The organism is Oscillibacter sp. CU971 (genome assembly GCF_905219725.1).
Classification (GTDB): domain Bacteria; phylum Bacillota; class Clostridia; order Oscillospirales; family Oscillospiraceae; genus Oscillibacter.
The window spans coordinates 1-17,994 of the sequence record NZ_CAJMXG010000004.1 but is presented as its reverse complement, the minus strand read 5'-3'; the positions used below and the strand labels follow the sequence as shown (position 1 = coordinate 17,994).

The following is a 17,994-nucleotide window of genomic DNA, read 5'->3' as shown; positions in this document are numbered from 1 at the left end:
GGACGGCGAAAGCGGGACGCTTCGCGTCCCGCCTTGGCCGGAGAACTCAGCAGCAGGAGTCGTTGCAGCCGCAGTTGCAGTTGCAGTTACAGCCGCAGCTGCACCCTCCGTTGCAGCCGCCGCAGCCGCCGCACCCGCCGCAGCCGCAGTTGCCGCATCCGCAGCCGCCCCAGTTGTTTCCGCCCCAATTGTTTCCACCCCAGCTGTTCCCGCCGCCGCAGCCGCAGCAGCAGAACAGGATGATGATCAGGACGATCCACAGGCAGCCGTTGTCGTTTCCATTGTTAAAGCACATAGTCAGTCACCTTTCTTTGGACCCGGGGCCGCGTCTCGGCGGCGTCAGGACCTTGGATTTGAGATATTCTATGCTNCCGGCCTCCGCCGGGAGCCTGACCCCCTGAAAATTCATCCTGTCCTTTTTTAAAGGGGGGATTTTCNGGGGGAGCGCGCCGCGCGAGGAGGTTTTCAACATGGCCGAATACCACAACAGCGACACCGCCAGCTGGGACGCCGGACAGGTCCGGCGGGAGCGGCCCGCTCCGTCTTCCCAGCGTCCCCCTCAGAAGAAGCGCCGCCGGAGGCGGCGGAGGATGCACCCGCTTTTGTTCCTTCTGCTGCACCTGATCTTCGTGGCCCTGACCTCGGCCCTGCTGGGCTGNGCNGGCTGGCTGCTGTTCAGCGACTTCTGCTCGTTCAACCGGGCGGGNTCCNCGCCGGTGGAGATGGTGNTGGAGGTCTCCTCCGANGACACTGTGGACACCGTGGCTGACAAGCTGAAGGCCGCGGGGCTTATCGAGTATCCCTGGTTCTTCAAGCTCTACGCCAACGTCACCCACGCGGAGGAAAAGATCGGCATGGGCTCCCACGCCCTGAACACGGACATGGACTACCACGCCCTGGTGCTGGGGATGCGGAGCGCCGCCGGAAACATGACGGCGGAGACCGTCCAGGTCACCATCCCCGAGGGCTACACCGTGGCCCAGACCATNGCCGNGCTGGCGAAAAACGGCGTGAACACCGAGGCGGCCCTNACGGAAGCGGCCCAGACCGCCGACTTCGACTATGACTTCATCGACAACGAGTCCAAGGACATCAGCCGGCTGGAGGGCTTCCTCTTCCCGGACACCTACGAGTTCTATGTAAACGAAAAGCCCGCGAGCGCCCTGAACCGCCTGATCAAAAACTTCAACAGCAAAATTGACGACGGGCTGCTGGACGCCTGGCAGGAAAAGGGCTATGACTTGAAGGAGATCGTCACCATCGCCTCCCTCNTCGAGCGGGAGACCGACGGCACCGACCAGGCCCGCATCGCCTCCGTCATCTACAACCGCCTGGAGGGTTCCGGAAACAAGGGAGGAACCAACGGCCTTTTGCAGGTGGACGCCTCTTTGCTCTACGGTCTGCCGGGCCATGAGGGGGCCATCACCCAGGAGGACCTGGAGACGGACACCCCCTACAACCTCTATAAGTACCCGGGGCTGCCCCCCACGCCCATCGCCAACCCCGGCCTCACCGCCATCGAGGCCGCCCTGGAGCCGGAGGAAACGGGCTACTATTACTACGCCCTGNGCAAGGACGGCAAGCACCACTATTTCGAGACCTACAACGAACATGTCAACTTCGTCAACAGTGCCGAATATGGCGGATAAGCGGCCGGAGCTGCTGGCCCCGGCGGGGGACCTGGAGCGCCTGCGCATGGCGGTGCTCTACGGGGCGGACGCGGTGTATCTGGCGGGGACGGACTTCGGCATGCGGGCCTTCGCGGGGAACTTCTCCCCCGAGGGCCTGGCGGAGGCCGTGGCTTTCNCCCACGCCCACGGGGTCCGGGTCCACTGCACCGTCAACACCATGCCCCGGAATGAGGAAATGGACCGCCTCCCCGCCCACCTGGAGGTGCTGGAATCCGCCGGGGTGGACGCGGTGATCCTGGCGGACCTGGGGGCCTTCCAATTGGCGGGGAAATACGCGCCCCACGCGGCCCGCCACGTCTCCACCCAGGCCGGGGTAACCAATTACGAGACCGCCCGGGCCTGGCACGACCTGGGGGCCTCCCGGGTGATTCTGGCCCGGGAGCTGAGCCTGGAGGAGNNTCGNACCATCCGGGACAAGACCCCCGCCTCTTTGNAGCTGGAGGCCTTTGTCCACGGGGCCATGTGCGTCAGCTATTCCGGGCGGTGCCTCCTAAGCAATTATATGACGGGCCGGGACTCCAGCCGGGGGGCCTGCGCCCAGCCCTGCCGGTACAAGTACGCCCTTGTGGAGGAGAAGCGCCCCGGCGAGTTCTTCCCCATAGAGGAGGACGGCCAGGGGTCCTACATCCTGAACTCCCGGGACATGTGTATGATCGACCACCTGGAGGATCTCCAATTCCTGGACAGCCTGAAAATCGAGGGCCGGGCCAAGTCCGCCTATTACGCCGCCGTGGTCACCGNCGCCTACCGCCACGGACTGGACGCCCNGGCGGCGGGAGAGGAGATAGACCCCGTCTGGCGGGACGAGGTGGAGCACGTCAGCCACCGGCCCTACTCCACNGGCTTNTTCTACGGCCCGNCGGGCCAGTACTACGACGACGCCCGGTATGTCCGGGAGTGGCAGGTAGCCGCCATCGTCACGGACTGCGGCGGGGAGGGGAACGCCGCGCTGTCCCTGCGCAACAAATTCCGCGCCGGGGACACGGTGGAGCTGGTGGGTCCGGGCCTGCGGCCTTTTGAGATGACCGTTCCCGAGATGACGGACGCGGACGGCCTCCCCCTCTTCGAGCCCCGGACGCCCCAGAGCGTCTTCCATATGAAGCTGCCCCGGCCGGTGCCCCCCTGGACCATTGTCCGGCGGGCCAAGGACCTGTCGGCCAAGTGAGAGATAAAACTACTTTTAAAAAGAATCTATAAAAAGGAGAAGCCGCTATGAACGCAGACGTCGTCATCGTGGGAGCCGGTCCCGCCGGCATTTTCACCGCCCTGGAGCTGCTGAAAAAAGGGAGCAGGCAGAAGATCGTCATGGTGGAGAAGGGGCAGAGCATCGAAAACCGCCGCTGCCCCAAGAGCCAGACCAACAAATGCGTAAACTGCAAGCCCTACTGCCACATCACCACCGGCTTCTCCGGCGCGGGGGCCTTTTCCGACGGGAAGCTGTCGCTGAGCTATGAGGTGGGCGGGGATCTGCCCACCCTCATCGGCACGGATTTGGCCCAGGAGACCATTCACTACGCGGACAAAATCTACCTGGATTTCGGCGCGGACACCCACATCGAGGGCCTGGAATACCCGGAGGACCGCAAGGAGATCCGCAAGCGGGCCATCCAGGCGGGCCTCAAGCTNGTGGACTGCCCCATCCGCCACATGGGCACGGAGAAGGCCCACGACATTTATCTCGGCATCGAGCGCTATCTCCAGGAGAACGGCGTGGAGATCCTCTTTGGCTACGAGTGCCAAAACCTCATTTTGGAGAACGACGTCTGCAAGGGCGTCACAGTCTCCGACCGCCGCCAGGATTTTGAGATTCACGCCAAACACACCGTGGTGGCCACCGGCCGCCGGGGGGCGGACTGGGTGGAGAATCTCTGCGCGGAGCACAACATTGCCCACGCTCCCGGCACCGTGGACATCGGCGTCCGGGTAGAGGTCCGGAACGAGGTTATGGAGATGGTGAACCGGGTCCTCTACGAGTCCAAGCTGGTGGGCTGGCCCAAGCCCTTCAAGAACAAGGTCCGGACCTTCTGCCAGAATCCCGGAGGCTTTGTCAGCCAGGAGAACTACGACAACGACCTGGCGGTGGTCAACGGCCACTCCTATAAGGAATTCAAAAGCGACAACACGAACCTCTCCATCCTCTGCTCCCATAATTTCAGCGTCCCCTTCAACCAGCCCATCGCCTACGCCCGGAAAGTGGGGGAGCTGACCAATATGCTGGGCAACGGCCAGATTCTGGTCCAGCGCTTCGGCGACATTCTGGACGGCAAGCGGACGTGGCAGAAGGAGCTGGCCCAGTCCAACATCCGGCCCACCCTGCCGGACGTGGTGGCGGGGGACATCACCGCCGCCATGCCTTACCGGGCCATGGTGAACATCATCAACTTCATCCAGGCCATGGACTACGTGGTGCCGGGCTTCGCCTCCTATGAGACGCTGCTGTACTCCCCGGAGCTGAAATTCTACTCCAACCGGGTGAAGATGGACACGGACTTCAACACCAGCTTGCAGGGCCTCCACTGTCTGGGGGATTCCTCCGGCTGGACGAGAGGGCTGATGATGTCTTCCGCCATGGGAGTGCTCATGGGACGAAAGCTGGCCTCCTTTTCTTGAAAGAAAAGGAGCAAAAGAACTTTAAGTCCGCTCTGGCTGTCTGGTGGAGAACCAAGTCAAAGCGACGGCAAGGCAGAATCCGACCAACAAAAAACCAGGGCCGTCAAGGCCCTGATTTTTTCTGCCCAGTCTTATCCAGCCTTACGGGATTCATACGTCGGGGGAGCGGGTACACTCTTTGCAATCCCCCCCGGCTCGCCCTCCGGCAGGTCCGTGTTTCCCTCCGTGCCCACGATTGTGGCTTTGGGAAGCACATGGACCAAACACTCCGCCGTCTGGTCCTTCCAGCTGGCGGTGATGACGGCCTCCCCCTCTCCCTCAATGAACACGGTCCCGGTGTTGNCNACCCGGNCCACCTCGGGGTCGGAGGTGCTCCACTCCACCTCGGCCATGGGGGCCCCCAGGGCCTCCAGCAGGTAGTGGCCGGTGTCTCCCTCTGTGGCGGTGATTTCTTTGGCGCTCAGGCTGAGGATTCCGGGAATCCCCTGGTCCTCCATGTAGGAGGAGGGCGCCGTGACATTCAGCGTCTCCGTAGCCTGGAGGCCGCCGCCGCACTCCAGCGCCACCTCCAGGTGCCCCATCAGGTCCNCNGGGATGTCCCAGGCGAAGAGGGCGAAGTCCCGGCCCTCTCCCGCCGCCTGGACGGCGACCTGCCGCCGCTGGTCCAGGGTCTCCGTCCCCGTGGGGGTCAGGAACAGCGAGACGGCGTTGACGGAGTTCTCAGCGCCGTCCTCAAATGTCACCAGCATCAGCACCCGCTCTCCGGCGGTGAAGCGGTTCCACCCGTCCCCCAGGTCTGGCCGGAGGGGCGCGGCGTCTTCATCGAAGAAATAGACGCCGGTGACATGGGGCTCTGTCCGGAGGGGCGCGTCCACGTTCGTCTCCGCCCTGAGGGCGGTAAACAGGGCGGCCGAGAACAGGGCCGACACGACCAGCACCCCCAAAACCAGGAGCACGACCCGCTTCCAGTTCCAGAAGGGCGGCTTGGGCGGGGCCTGGGGGACCGCCTCCTGAGGGACCGCCGCCTCCGGCGCGGGAAGCTCGACCCCCAGGAGCTCCTCCAGCAGCCGCAGATTCTCCGGGCTTGGGACCGAGGCCCCCAGCTCCCACTTGCTGACGGCCTGGCGGCTGACCTCCAGCCGTTCCGCCAGGTCCTCCTGGGTCATGCCCAGTTCCTCCCTGGCCTGTTTGATGATGTCGGAAATATTCATGGGTATATCCTCCTTCCAGTGTTTCCGAAACATGTTTCATGGCCTCAGTATAGCAGGTTGCGCCGGTTGCGTCCACCAACCGGCCCCGCAACCGGGGCGGTTGCGGAGAAAAGTTTCCCCATCCTGACAGATAGGANACCCCTGATTCGTTTTATCAGCAGAACGGGCCGTTCAAAAGGAGATGATACTACGGAACAGATCACCTATACCCGCCAGGAGGCGGAGGCGCTGGTGGAGCGCTGGGCGGATACGGTGCTCCGGGTGGCTTACACCTGGACCGGCAATCCCCAGGACGCCCAGGACGTGTGCCAGACGGTGCTTTTAAAGCTGCTGACCTGCCCGGAGCGCTTCCCGGACCCGGAGCGCCGGCGCGCGTGGGTCCTGCGTGTGACCATCAACTGCTGCAAGGATTTGAAAAAGTCCGCCTGGGCCCGGAAAAGAGTCTCTCTCGAGGCGGCGGCGGACGCGGCGGTCACCATGCCGGAAGCGGGGGAGAGCCCGGTGCTGGAGGCGGTGCTGGCCCTGCCGGAGAAGTACCGGCAAGCCGTTTACCTGCGCTATTATGAGGAATACGGAGTTGACGAAATCGCCGCCCTGCTGGGCTGCCGGCCCGCCCAGGTCAGCACCTGGCTTTACCGGGGCAAGGCGAAGCTGAGGACCATGTTAGGAGGCAGCTATGGACAAGAATGCTNTTCAGACTGAAATGAACCGGGTGGCCTTCACCCCCGCGGGGCGGGAAGCCCTGACGGAGGCGCTGATGGAGGGCGCCCCTGCCCGCCGCTCCATGGGCTGGGCCAGGCGGGGCCTGGCGGCGGCACTGGCGGCGGTGGTGCTGGCGGGCTCCGCCCTGGCGGCGGGGACGCTGTGGGAGCGCTATTTCGGGCGGCTGGATGAAACCCAGCAGGAGATCATCGAAACCCTGAGCCGGGAGCTCCCGGCGGCGGAGTCCAACGGGACCACCATGACCCCCCTGGCGGCCTTCGGGGACCAGGACTTCTACTATTTGATGCTGGAAATCCGCGCNCCGGAGGGCACGGTCCTGCCGGACTACGGCGAGGACGAGGGCTATTACCAGCTCTTCGGCGACACCCTTGAGGAGCGCTTCACCCTGACAGACAGCGCCGGGCAGGATGTGCTCTGCACCCTGGATTACACATGGCTGAACGACGACCCAACGGATAATGTCCTCACTGCCGCCATCCGCCTCTGGTCCCTGGAGGGTACGGACCTCTGCGACGGGGCGGACAAGATTCTCCACATTCCCGGCCTCTGGGTCCAGAGCCCGGACAAGATCTACACGCCCGTTCTCACCGGCGGCTGGGACTTCAACATCGGGGCTCACTCCGGCGGCGTCGAGAGCCTGACGCCGGACGTGGCCGGAGTGACGGTGGAGGACGCGGACTGCGGGACCATGACCATGGNGTATCTGCGGCTGTCCCCCCTGGGGATGCGGATTCGCCATAGCTGGTCGGAACCCAAGGAAGGGATTTACCCCGGCGCGGCCCTCTCCGTGGTAATGGAGGATGGGAGNGANGTCTTTCTGAAGGATACCGTGGGGAGCGGCGGCGAGAACTGGAACGAGGAATTCGGCCCCTTCGAGGTTCCCGTCGACCTCGGCAAGGCCGTGGCCGTCCGCTGGGGCACGGCAGAGATTCCCTTGCGTTGAATCACAGAGCAGACGNGAAAAAGAGACACGGCGTAAAGCCGTGTCTCTTTTATGCTCTGAAAGGAAATCAGATATGAATGCCGCCCACGAAATATGTATTGTAGTAGCCGTCGGTNAAGTCGGAGTAAATCACGCCGCCGCTCCGGGAGGAGGAGGAGTGAATCATCTGGCCGCCGCCGATGTAGATGCCCGCGTGGGAGCAGGCCTTGCCGGCGTTCCGGGCGGGGTCGTTGAAGAACACCAGGTCGCCGGGCTGGAGCTCGCCCAGGCTGTACACCCGGGTGCCCAGGCCGCTTTGNCACTGGCCGGTGGCCGTGTGGGGCAGGGACACGCCGAACTGCTTGTACACATACATGGTGAAGCCGGAGCAGTCGAAGCCGCCGGGGGCCGCGCCGCCGTAAGCGTACCGGGTGCCCAGGTACTGCCGGGCAAAGTCCACGATGCTGCTGTCGCCCACGCTGGCGCCGGGGGTGAGGGGGGTCTCGTTGGTCAGGCTGATATAGTCGCTGCGGACCCAGCCTTCGCCGTATGTACCGGTAATGTGATACCAGCCGTNTTCAATGCCGNTGACCGTGANGCCGGAGCCCAGGCCCAGGTTGTTCACGATTTCGCTGTCGATGTTGGACTCGGCCCGGACGTTGACGCCCCGGGCGTTGATCCGGCCGTAGTACTCGAACTCGGNTTCCTCGCTCATNGAGAAGAAATCGGCGGANACGTATCCGTCGTCCCCGTTGTGGGCCACATGGTACCATCCGTCGGCCTCGCCCAGCACGGCGATAATCCAGTCCTTGTCCAGCATGGTGATGACGGAGGCGTCCAGGGATGGGTTGGAGCGGAGGCGGAGGGAGGAGCCGGTGGTTTTGCCGATGCCCACCACCAGGGGGTCTCCTTCAGCGGCGAAAGCCGTCAGCGTCAGGCAGAGCATGGTCATCAGGGTAAGCGTCAGAACCTTGGCGGCTTTTCCAGCAAGTCGATTCATAAGTGGTTGCTTCCTTTCTCGTATCTTTTGTAAAACGGTTGGGGTAAGCGGCCGGCTTTATTTCTCCTTGCCTGCCAGGGCCCGGTTCAGCCAGACGGTGGCGATGTCCATCGCCGCGTAGAGGCTGTCCTTTTCGCTTTTCTTCACCACCCGGTCCCGGGATTTCAGATCCGGGTCCGTGAGCTGAAGCTGGATGGAGACCTTGGAGGCCAGGTCCAGGTCCTGCTCCTTCTTCGTCTCCAATACCTGCATCATGATGATATATTTTTCAGCCATCGTGCCGTAGTAGATTAAGTTTCCTGTCCGGCGGAGCGGATGGCCCTTATACACAAGGCCTTCGGTTTTGCTGTTCTTGCTTCCAGCCATAAAAACCTCCCTCAAAAATTTTGTAACCAAATTGTAACATCTTTTTCCCGTTTTGTCAACAATGGAATCTGAGCAATCTGACGAAAAAGAACCAGGCACTTTAGATATATCTGACAAAAAACGCAAAAATCCCGTGGAACATGGCCTCCCACTTGGGGAGCGGCAGGCCGTGTTCCACGGGATGCGCGTCGAAATTAATGACAATTTGTAACTCTTTTTGTTACTGACCCAGATACTTCCGCACCAGCACCTGCAGCAGCTCGTCCCGGTCAATCTTGCGGATCAGGGTCCGGGCGTTGTTGTGGTTGGTGATATAGGTGGGGTCCTCGGACAGGATATAGCCCACGATTTGATTGATGGGGTTATAGCCCTTCTCCTCCAGGGATTTGTAAACGGTGGAGAGAATCTGATGAATCTCCTCGTCCTTTTCCAAAGCGAGACTGAACTTTCTGGTGAAATCGTCCATAGGTACACCACCTTCCTTTCTGGTCACGTTCTAGTATACTCGATTTTTTCCGGACTGTAAAGGGTTTCGGCGGGAATTTTACGAAAGATTTTTACTGGAAGCCCTCCGGCTCAGCGCAGGACGGAGTCCAGCTCCTTCGCCAGCAGCTCCAGAATGCCCTTCACATCCTCGTCGGCCTCCTGGGAGGTGAGGCTGCGGTCGTCGGCCCGGAGCTCCAGATTGAAGGCCACGCTCTTCTTTCCATCGGGCACGCCCTTGCCGGTGTAGACGTCGAAGAGATGGACGCCCTTCAAAAGTCCCTTGGCCCCCCGGCAGATGCACTCCTCCAGCTTGCCCACGGGGAGGCACTTGTCGCAGACCAGGGCAATGTCCCGGGTGACGGCGGGGAAGCGGGGCAGGGGCTCATAGACCGGCGTGCCGCCCATGCCTTCAAAGAGGGCGCTGAAGTCCAGCTCCGCGGCGTAGAGCTCGCAGTCCACGCCGTAGTTTTCCGCCACGGCGGGGTGAATCTGGCCCAGGGTGCCCAGGAGGCGCTCTCCCCGGCAGACCCTGGCACAGCGGCCCGGGTGATAGGAGGGGTTGGCGGTTTCCGCCTCGAAGCGGAAGCCCTCAATCCGCAGGCCCTCCAGCACGGCCTCCACGGCGCCCTTCATCCCGAAGAAGTCCATGCCGCAGCCATAGGCCCCCAGGGACAGCACCTTGGGCTCGTCAGCCATGCCGGAGCCGTCGTTTTTGGGGAAGTAGGTCCGGCCCAGCTCATAGAGCCGGACGGCTTTGCTGCGGTAGTGGCAGTTCCGGGCCAGGATTTCCAGCATGGAGGGCAGGGTGGTGGTGCGCATGATGGAGGTATCCTCCCCCAGGGGGTTTAGGATCTTCATGGAGTTACGGAGGGGGGAGTCCGCCGGGAGGTTGATTTTGTCATAGCAGGCGGGGCTGATGAAGGAATAGGTGATGATCTCGCTGTACCCCATTCCCCGGCAGAGGGCCCCGGCGGCGTTCTCCGCCTGCTGGACAGGATTCCAGCCCCGGCGCTCGTTCAGCCCGGCGGAGAGGGTGTTGGGGATGTTGTTGTAGCCGTAGAACCGGGCGGCCTCCTCGGCGATGTCGGACCAGTGCTCCACGTCGGACCGCCAGGAGGGCACGGTGATAACGTCTCCCTCCAGGCCGAAGCCCAGGGCGGCCAGCGTCTTCCGGGTGTCCTCCTCGGGGATGTCCACCCCCAGGAAGCGGTTCATTTTCTCCGGCTCGAACTTTACCGTGACGGGGTTGGGGACGTAGTTCAGGATGTCAATGACGCCGTCCACCACCTCTCCGGCCCCCAGCAGCTCCACCAGCTCGCAGGCCCGGTTCACGGCGGGGAGGGTGTTGAGGATGTCCAGGCCCTTTTCAAACTTGGCGGAGGCCTCCGTCCGCATTCCCAAGGCCAGGGCGGTTTTGCGGATGCAGCTGCCCTCGAAGTTGGCGGATTCAAAGACCACGTCCACGGTGTCCGCCACAATCTCGCTGTTCAGTCCGCCCATGACGCCCGCCAGGCCCACGGCCCGGGTGTCGTCGGCAATGACCAGCATATCGGGGGTCAGCTTCCGGACGTTCCCGTCCAGGGTGGTCAGCTCCTCCCCGGCCCGGGCCCGGCGGACCACGATTTTCCCGCCCTTGACATAGCGGTAGTCAAAGGCGTGCATGGGCTGGCCGTATTCCAGCATCACATAGTTGGTGATGTCCACAATGTTATTGATAGGCCGGACGCCGCTGGAGCGGAGCCGCTCCCGCATCCACTTGGGGGAGGGGCCGATCTTCACGTTCCGCACCATCCGGGCGGTGTATCGGGGACAGAGGTCCGGGTCCGGGGTCTCTACGTCCAGCAGGTCCGGGAGGGCGCCCTCCGCCCCGCCCTTAACCTCCGGGTCGTGGAGCTGGAGGGGCTTGCCGAAGGTGACCGCCGCCTCCCGGGCCAGGCCGATGACGCTGAGGCAGTCCGGGCGGTTGGGGGTGATTTCAAATTCCACCACATGGTCGTCCGCGCCGATGACCGGGCGGATGTCGTCCCNGGGCTTGCAGTCCTCGTGGAGGACGAAGATGCNGTCGGGGATGCAGTGGGGGAACTCCTTCTGCTCCGCGTGGAGGTCCGCCAGGGTGCAGATATGCTCCCGCGTCATATCCAGGGCCACGGTGTCGCAGGCGTGGATATTGGGGCAGCTGGTCCCAATTTTGTGGGTCCGCCCGCCGCTGTCGCACTCTACAAGGAAGCGTCCATTGCCATCGGGAAGAACCTCTGTGACAAATGCGGCTTTCACATCCCCGAAGATTTTGTATCCGGGGATAACGTCCTTGGGAATCGATGGCTTCTCCGGGTCGATGGGCTTGTAGTCGTTCAGCAGGGCGGCGGCCTCGATGACGGCGTAGGGGAAGTCCCGCTCGTCCAGGTTCAGCTCCTTCAAAGAGCAGAGCATCCCCTTGGACTTCACGCCCCGGAGNTTGCCCCGGGTGATGTGCTTGCCGCCGGGGAGCCAGGAGTTGTCCTTGGCCACGGGGACCAGGTCCCCCTCATGGATGTTCCAGGCCCCGGTGACGATCTGGACGGGCTCGTCCTGGCCGGCGTCGATTTGGCAGACCCACATGTGGTCGCTGTCCGGGTGGCGCTCCATCTTGTCGATGCGGCCCACCACCACGTTTTTGATCTCGGCCCCCAGGTCCTCGGTGACCTCCACCTTGGAGCCGGAGATGGTCATGGCCTCGGCGAAGTCCCGGTCGCTGACCGGGCCCACGTCTACGAATTCTTGTAACCATTTACGGGATAGCTTCATNGCTGATAACTCCTCATTTTCATTTAGCGGTGGGTTAGAATTGTTCTAAGAACCGGATATCGTTTTCGAAAATCAGCCGCATGTCGCTGATTTTATAGCGCCCCAGGGCCAGGCGCTCCAGCCCCATGCCGAAGGCAAAGCCGGAGTACTCCTCCGGGTCGATGCCGCAGCCCCGCAGGACCTTGGGGTGGACCATGCCCGCCCCCAGGATCTCAATCCAGCCCTCGCCCTTGCAGGTGGGGCAGCCCTTTCCGCCGCACTTGTAGCACTGGATGTCCACCTCGCAGCTGGGCTCCGTGAAGGGGAAGTGGTGGGGGCGGAAGCGGGTGACGGTCTCCGGGCCGTAGATTTCCCGGATGACGGCGTTCAGCGTCCCCTTGAGGTCCGCCATGGTGATGCCCTTGTCCACTACCAATCCCTCGATCTGGTGGAACATGGGGGAGTGGGTGGCGTCCACCTCGTCCTTGCGGTACACCCGCCCGGCGGAGATCATGCGGATGGGCACGCCGTAGCCCTCCATGGCCCGAATCTGCATGGGGGAGGTCTGGGAGCGGAGGAGGACGGAGGAGTCCTCCGTCAAATAGAAGGTGTCCGTCCAGTCCCGGGAGGGGTGGTTTTCCGGGGCGTTGAGCTTGGTGAAGTTGTAATCCGCCTGCTCGATTTCCGGGCCGTCCATGATCTCAAAGCCCATGTTCAGGAAAATCTCCTTCATCTCGTCCAGCACGGAATACATGGGGTGCTTATGGCCCATGGGGGGCTTCTTCCCGGGGATGGTCACGTCCACGGCCTCCGCCGCCAGCCGNGCTTNCAAAGCCTTTTGGGAGAGGATGCCGGACTGGCGCTCAATGGCGGTTTCCAGGCTGGCCCGGACGTCGTTGGCCAGCTGGCCCATGACGGGCCGCAGCTCGGCGGAGAGGCCGCCCATCTGCTTCAAGNCGGCGGTGAGCTCGCCCTTTTTGCCCAGGTACTTGACCCGGAGGGCCTCCAGCCCGGCGGTCTCCTGGNCGGCGGCAATGGCCTCCAGGGCCCCCTNGCGGATGGCTTCCAACTGTTCTTTCATAGACTGCTACTCCTTTTCTTGGATGTGGTTGGCTTACGTGTTTTTCAGCAGCGCCGCGAGAGAGCGCTCCATGGTGACGGTGAAGCGGGGCAGCTTGTGGAGCCCCTTGGAGAGGTTCGCGGCGTATTTTCCAGGCCCCGTCACCACCGTCAGGGGGAAGAGGTCCTCCAGGTAGGCGTCGGCGTCCGGGTCCGTCTTGCCGAAGGGATAGGCGAAAAAGGTGGGCGGGGCTCCGGTCTCCAGGGCGATGCGGTCAAANCTGTACCGGAGGTCGTCCAGCACCCGGCAGTAGAAGTCGGTATCGGACTCGCCCTTCCGCCGCTGGACGCCGTTGGCCTGGCCGGCGACGAAGTTCCCCATGCGCCCGTCCAGGTTGTGGATGGCGTAGCCGTGGGAGCCGATNTCCACCAGGCCGGAGGCGGTCATCTCCCGGCACATGTCCCAGGTGAGGAAGTTCCCCCCGGGGTTGTCCTGCATATAGGCCATGACGGCAATGGCGGCCTTGGTCTGGTATTTTTGAAGGAGGGGATAGGCCAGGTCGTAGTTGCTGCGGTAACCGTCGTCAAAGGTGATAAGGACGGGCTTTTCCGGCAGGGGCTCACCCGCCGCCAGCTCCCGGGGGAGGACGGATTCATAGCCGCTCTCCGCCAGCCACTGGAGGTCCCGCTCCAGCCGCCCCTCGGTGACGGTCATCTCGTTGCACTCCTGCCAGTCGTGGACCACATGGTGGTACATCAGCACCGGCAGATGGAGCTCATAGGTTACCGGCGCGCCCTCCGGCGAGGAGGGATAGACCTTGGGAACCTCCGGGACGGCGGCCTGCCGGATCTGAATGGCGGGCGGCTCCGGGACGGCGGCAAGGACGGCGGCGGGGGAGAAGGGAGCGGACAGCACCAGGGACGCCGCCAGCGCCAGGGGAAGGGAATACATGGCAGTCAGATCCTTTCTCAAAAAAGTCAAGGGGGAGAGGGCAAAAGAAAAAACCCTCCGCCCCAGAATCATGGGACGAAAGGCAAGCCCTTCCGCGGTACCACCCAAATTCGCGCCATGCGGCGCGCTCTCGAGGCCCCGGTAACGGAGGGCGGACCGGCCGTGTCTCCACGGCGGCTCCCGGGCGAACCAAACGGCGCGTCGCGGAGGGGCTTGCAGCCGGCGGCCCTTCCTCTCTTGGCGAGGCGTGATCGTTATTTTCCCGTTCATTGCAGATTTGTGATGTTACCTATTATTTATAGCACAGGGGGTGGAGAAATGCAAGAGGGAAGTTTTCGATATTTTTCGCGGCGTGCTCAAGGGCAAGGGAGCGGTTGAAAATCCCGCTTTCTTTTTTCTCATTATTTCCGGAAACTGCTCTAAGGCAAAAACAAAGGCCCGTTCCAAAACCGGAACGGGCCTTTGCCTTTGTCTATTCAAAATGCGTCCATGCGTCCGCCCCGTTTTCCGCCTGGACCGCGGCACTCCGCCGGGNGCCGCCGGGAAGAAGCGCGGGGCCTTCCGCCTTCGGCTTACTCCACCNGCTCATAGGACTGCTCAAAAACCGTCCCCGGGATAACGTACGCGTTCTGGTGGTCGTCCTCCTGGCAGACCAGCCAGTCCCCAATTTCGCCCAAATGCCAGTCTCCCCACACAAGGACCTCCAGCCGGCAGTTCAGCTGGGCGGCCCAGATGCGGGGGCTGTCCTTGGCCACGCATTTTTTGGCGCAGGGAGCCAGCAGCATCGCCTCTTTTTTGCCGGCGTGGTACGCCTTGGGCTGCCACAGCCATTCTCCGTCCATGGGAAATTCCTCGTCCGTCAGCTCATAATCTCTCCGCAGAGTCTCTTCCGTGATGTAAGAAACTTCGTGCCTCTCGTCAATCAGGATGCAGAGCTCGGGGGCGGTTTTCTTGATGATATCCCCCTCCGGCGTGCGGAGAAGAATCTCCGTCCCCTCCGGGAACATGTCCATGGTCCGCACATAACCGGCAAGCGCCTTTTTCTTGTGGTAAAGCTCCGCCTTCTCTTTGCAGAACTCCTCCGCCCGCGCGGGCTCATACTCCTCCGCCCTGGGGGCGAGCCGCTTGAGGGGGGTGTGGAAATAGTCGGTCAGCCGCTGGAAAATCAGTTCTCCGGCCGTATAGAGCAGATTGCCGTCCGGGCAGTTCTTTTCCAGCAAAGCATGCGGCAGCCGTCCCGCGGCTTTGGTCCGGTCGCCGCCGCCGTCGTTCCCCATGTCCCGGACAAGCCAGTGCACCACTTCATCCGCCCGATCCCTTCGCTTGCAGCAGCGCACGGAAACCTTGACGCACCGCTCTCTTTCCAGCAGGCAATAGGCAACGCACACGGAAAGCTCATGGACGTCCATCATCATGTCGCTGACGATGCCCAGCATGTACGGCTCGGAGGTGTTCACCGGGGCCAGGGCAAAATGGTAGTCCGGATGGTAGCGCAGATTCATAAAGGCGCTGCCTGCGATCCGGAAGTCATCCAGGGCCAGGGCCGCGCTCTGGAGCAGGAGAATGATGTCCCAATCGAACCGCAGGGCGTCCAGCATTTCCCGGTCCAGCTTCTCGGTGCCCTTGAACTTCTGGGTATCCATGTACAGGCCGTAGTACAAAGCGGTGGACAGCAGGCGGTCCTCAATGGGGAACCCGGCCTTTTTCAGCATGGCCCATATCACGGTGACGCAGGCGCTGCAGTCCTGCCGCACCTCCTGCAGCTCCGGCAGGACCTCCCCCATGTCAAGCTCGTGGTGGTCAATGACCGCGAGAGTCTGGCAGGGCAGCGCCGATACGTTGCGCTGTCCGGCCCGGCAGTCCACCGTAACCAAAAGCTCGGCCTCGCCGTCCATCCCCCGCAGGTGTTCCAGAGGGATGTTCAGCTTCTCAATCATCAAAAGCAGATTGTTTTTCGTGACCTTCCGTCCGCCGCTGTATACCAGCCGGGGGGACTTCCCCTTGCTCTCCAAGTATTTCAGCAGCGCGTAGCCGCTGGCGATGGCGTCCGCGTCCGGGTCATCATGGCATTGGATTACAATATTTTCATAGCGCAGTAAATCTTCTAATGTCATCAAACCGTACCTCCTCGTCAACTTTTGGCGCCGTCTCAAACAACACCGCGCCTCTTTGTTGCACAGCAGCAAAAAGGGCTCTTCCCCTATCCATACCGGCTGGCGCTTCCCATTATATCCGCCGTTGTCTCTTTTTTCAATACATACTTTTCAAGTTTATAAAAACGGAAGGTTTTACAGCGCAAACGGACAGCGGTGCAAGCCGGCCCGGCGCTTCCGCGTTTGCAGGCGGCCGGTCAATCCGGCTGCTCCGGAGGAGGCCTTTTCGCTTCCGGAGACGTCTCCCGCCAGTGCCGCGTATGCTTCGCCTGTTCACCATTCCCTCCTTATATCTCCATACTATGAGCCGGGTATCCGCGACAGTTGCGAACCGAGCCACATCATATCACAAGCGAGAGAAAAGTACAACATTCGACAGGCCGCGCCGGGGATTCCAGCCCCAAAAGACGGCGGCTGAAAAATGGTACGACGTGCTAAAAAAAGACCCGCAAGGCTTTCAGGGCAAAAGACTCCCGCTCTTCGATGAGAACATTCGAAAAGCGGGAGTCATCCAGTTATTGAACGGTAATGCTGAGAATCATCGGCTGGGCCTCGGGAGCGATGAAGCCGTTGCCGTCCGTCGGTTCCGCGTCCGCGCAGATGGCGTCTACGACCTCCATGCCTTCCGTTACATATCCAAACGCGGCATAGCTGCCGTCCAGGAAGGTGCTGTCCTCGTGGACGATGAAGAATTGGGAGCTGGCGCTGTCGCAGTCGTTGGAGCGGGCCATGGAGATCGCACCCCGGGTGTGGGACAAGCTGTTTTCCACGCCGTTTTTGCGAAATTCCCCCTTGATCGTCTGCCCGCTGCCGCCGGTTCCGTCGCCATTGGGGTCGCCACCTTGCATCATGAACCCCTCTATGATGCGGTGGAACGTCAGACCATCGTAAAAGCCCTCCCGCGCCAGCGACACGAAATTTTCCGTGGTCACAGGCGCCGCGTCCGCGTCCAGCGCAAGCGTAATCGCGCCGTATTCCTCGATTTCAATGACCGCGGTGCAAGCATTCTCCGCCGTGCCGGACTCCTGCATTTCCTGTCCCGCCGTCTCCGGCTGCTGCGTCCCGCGACAGCCGGTTCCCAAAAGAACGGTCATGCAGACCAGAAACGCCACAGCGCAGATTCTTTTTTTCATAATAACCAATCCTTTCCCTTTGAGATTGTTTGATAGAAGCGCAGCGATAGGGCAAAAGCGGCGCTGAAAAGCCGGAGACAGAGAGGCGTTTTCCATAAAAATCCCGTACCAACGTGCGGGATGCTTCCCTGCTTCTCTTTTATCAATGCAACTTGTGGATTCCTGATAAAAGAGAAGCGGCCCCCAACCCGCGTCCCCGTCTCCGCTCCGCCACGAATACAGCGGAGCAAATCGCGGCGGAAAGCGAAGAAATTCCCGCCATAGTGCAGTTTTCGGCGGAGCCGGAAACGGAACGGTGGCGGAATTTCTGAGCTGGTGCAGTTAAGCAATCCAAATCCGAACCGGACTTTTCCGCCACAGGAGACGCTTTGAGATCCGCGAGTCTATACTTACATTCGAACATCCGGCCAGCCGGAAAATATCCATAAATTATCATATCAAACAGCCGCTTGCCGCTGTCCTTTATCATGTTCTGAAACTCCGGGCGGTTGTCGGTCTTGACAGAAAAGGCCCGGTCAATGTAGTGGCGCAAGATTGTAATACCGTTTTTCCCGGCAAAGGCAGTACACTCCCGGATTTGGCCCTCAATACTTTCCTCTCGCTGGTTGTCAGAGGAATAGCGAGCGTAGATCACTGCTTTCATTAACTCACTTATACCCCTCTCCTAACAAAATGTACATCATTTGACTTGCCAAAGTAATTCGTTCAAAGGCTTCCCTCTGAGTACATGGTAAGTTTTGATGCATGGCAGGATTTCAATATGCACTAAAGGCCCCCTCAAAGATTTGCTAAACACCTTTGCGATAATTTCGACCGCTTATATCTGTGGTGTCACAAAACTTATGCAAGCCATTTTCTGAAAGTAGTGCGCCATTCAAGTTTGTGGCATCTTTAGGCAAAGCGGCAGTGGGATTATATTGTTTGA

At 61.6% G+C, this 17,994-nt stretch carries 14 protein-coding genes and 1 pseudogene; 4 read left to right on the top strand and 11 right to left on the bottom strand.

From position 1 onward, the window contains the following. Window positions 1–46 precede the first annotated feature (46 nt). Complete coding sequence (locus JX325_RS00715; RefSeq protein WP_204789264.1) at window positions 47–295, bottom strand: hypothetical protein; 249 nt, start codon at window positions 293–295, stop codon at window positions 47–49. 175 nt (window positions 296–470) lie between these two features. On the opposite strand from JX325_RS00715, the gene mltG reads away from it, so the two are divergent. The 3 genes from mltG (at window position 471) to JX325_RS00700 (ending at window position 4,301) form a co-directional block, all read left to right on the top strand. Further along, complete coding sequence (gene mltG / locus JX325_RS00710) at window positions 471–1,649, top strand: endolytic transglycosylase MltG (protein WP_204789263.1); 1,179 nt, start codon at window positions 471–473, stop codon at window positions 1,647–1,649. After that, the gene (locus JX325_RS00705) at window positions 1,639–2,856 is read left to right on the top strand and encodes a U32 family peptidase (RefSeq protein WP_204789262.1); all 1,218 of its coding nucleotides are present in this window, start codon (window positions 1,639–1,641) and stop codon (window positions 2,854–2,856) included. Before mltG ends, JX325_RS00705 begins: the two co-directional genes overlap by 11 nt. A gap of 47 nt (window positions 2,857–2,903) precedes the next feature. Then, window positions 2,904–4,301: an NAD(P)/FAD-dependent oxidoreductase gene (locus JX325_RS00700; protein WP_204789261.1), complete on the top strand. Its 1,398-nt coding sequence runs from the start codon at window positions 2,904–2,906 to the stop codon at window positions 4,299–4,301. A gap of 131 nt (window positions 4,302–4,432) precedes the next feature. Here the strand turns inward: JX325_RS00700 and JX325_RS00695 are convergent, their stop codons facing one another. Next, window positions 4,433–5,512, bottom strand: coding sequence for a helix-turn-helix transcriptional regulator (locus JX325_RS00695; protein WP_204789260.1), 1,080 nt, complete (start codon window positions 5,510–5,512; stop codon window positions 4,433–4,435). Between the two features lie 66 nt (window positions 5,513–5,578). Between JX325_RS00695 and JX325_RS00690 the strand changes: the two genes are divergently transcribed. Further along, the gene (locus JX325_RS00690; RefSeq protein WP_243413848.1) at window positions 5,579–6,214 is read left to right on the top strand and encodes an RNA polymerase sigma factor; all 636 of its coding nucleotides are present in this window, start codon (window positions 5,579–5,581) and stop codon (window positions 6,212–6,214) included. Window positions 6,215–7,245: 1,031 nt separating this feature from the next. Here the strand turns inward: JX325_RS00690 and JX325_RS00685 are convergent. The 9 genes and pseudogenes from JX325_RS00685 to JX325_RS00645 form a co-directional block, all read right to left on the bottom strand. Beyond that, the gene (locus JX325_RS00685) at window positions 7,246–8,157 is read right to left on the bottom strand and encodes an SH3 domain-containing C40 family peptidase (RefSeq protein WP_204789259.1); all 912 of its coding nucleotides are present in this window, start codon (window positions 8,155–8,157) and stop codon (window positions 7,246–7,248) included. A 57-nt stretch (window positions 8,158–8,214) separates the two neighbouring features. Continuing rightward, entirely contained in the window at window positions 8,215–8,523 is a 309-nt protein-coding gene (locus tag JX325_RS00680; RefSeq protein WP_204789258.1) for a hypothetical protein, read from the bottom strand. 220 nt (window positions 8,524–8,743) lie between these two features. After that, window positions 8,744–8,989, bottom strand: coding sequence for an IreB family regulatory phosphoprotein (locus JX325_RS00675; protein WP_204789257.1), 246 nt, complete (start codon window positions 8,987–8,989; stop codon window positions 8,744–8,746). Between the two features lie 110 nt (window positions 8,990–9,099). Next, window positions 9,100–11,793 (bottom strand): phenylalanine--tRNA ligase subunit beta, encoded by a 2,694-nt coding sequence (gene pheT / locus JX325_RS00670; protein WP_204789256.1) that lies wholly within the window; start codon window positions 11,791–11,793, stop codon window positions 9,100–9,102. Between the two features lie 34 nt (window positions 11,794–11,827). Beyond that, complete coding sequence (gene pheS, locus JX325_RS00665; RefSeq protein WP_204789255.1) at window positions 11,828–12,853, bottom strand: phenylalanine--tRNA ligase subunit alpha; 1,026 nt, start codon at window positions 12,851–12,853, stop codon at window positions 11,828–11,830. A gap of 33 nt (window positions 12,854–12,886) precedes the next feature. Next, entirely contained in the window at window positions 12,887–13,783 is an 897-nt protein-coding gene (locus JX325_RS00660) for a polysaccharide deacetylase family protein (RefSeq protein ID WP_204789254.1), read from the bottom strand. 572 nt (window positions 13,784–14,355) lie between these two features. Continuing rightward, window positions 14,356–15,897 (bottom strand): bifunctional oligoribonuclease/PAP phosphatase NrnA, encoded by a 1,542-nt coding sequence (locus JX325_RS00655; RefSeq protein ID WP_204789253.1) that lies wholly within the window; start codon window positions 15,895–15,897, stop codon window positions 14,356–14,358. Window positions 15,898–16,451: 554 nt separating this feature from the next. Then, the gene (locus tag JX325_RS00650) at window positions 16,452–17,069 is read right to left on the bottom strand and encodes a peptidylprolyl isomerase (protein WP_204789252.1); all 618 of its coding nucleotides are present in this window, start codon (window positions 17,067–17,069) and stop codon (window positions 16,452–16,454) included. A gap of 427 nt (window positions 17,070–17,496) precedes the next feature. Continuing rightward, window positions 17,497–17,712 (bottom strand): annotated as a pseudogene (locus JX325_RS00645) (recombinase family protein); the annotation flags it as partial. Between the last annotated feature and the right edge of the window lie 282 nt (window positions 17,713–17,994).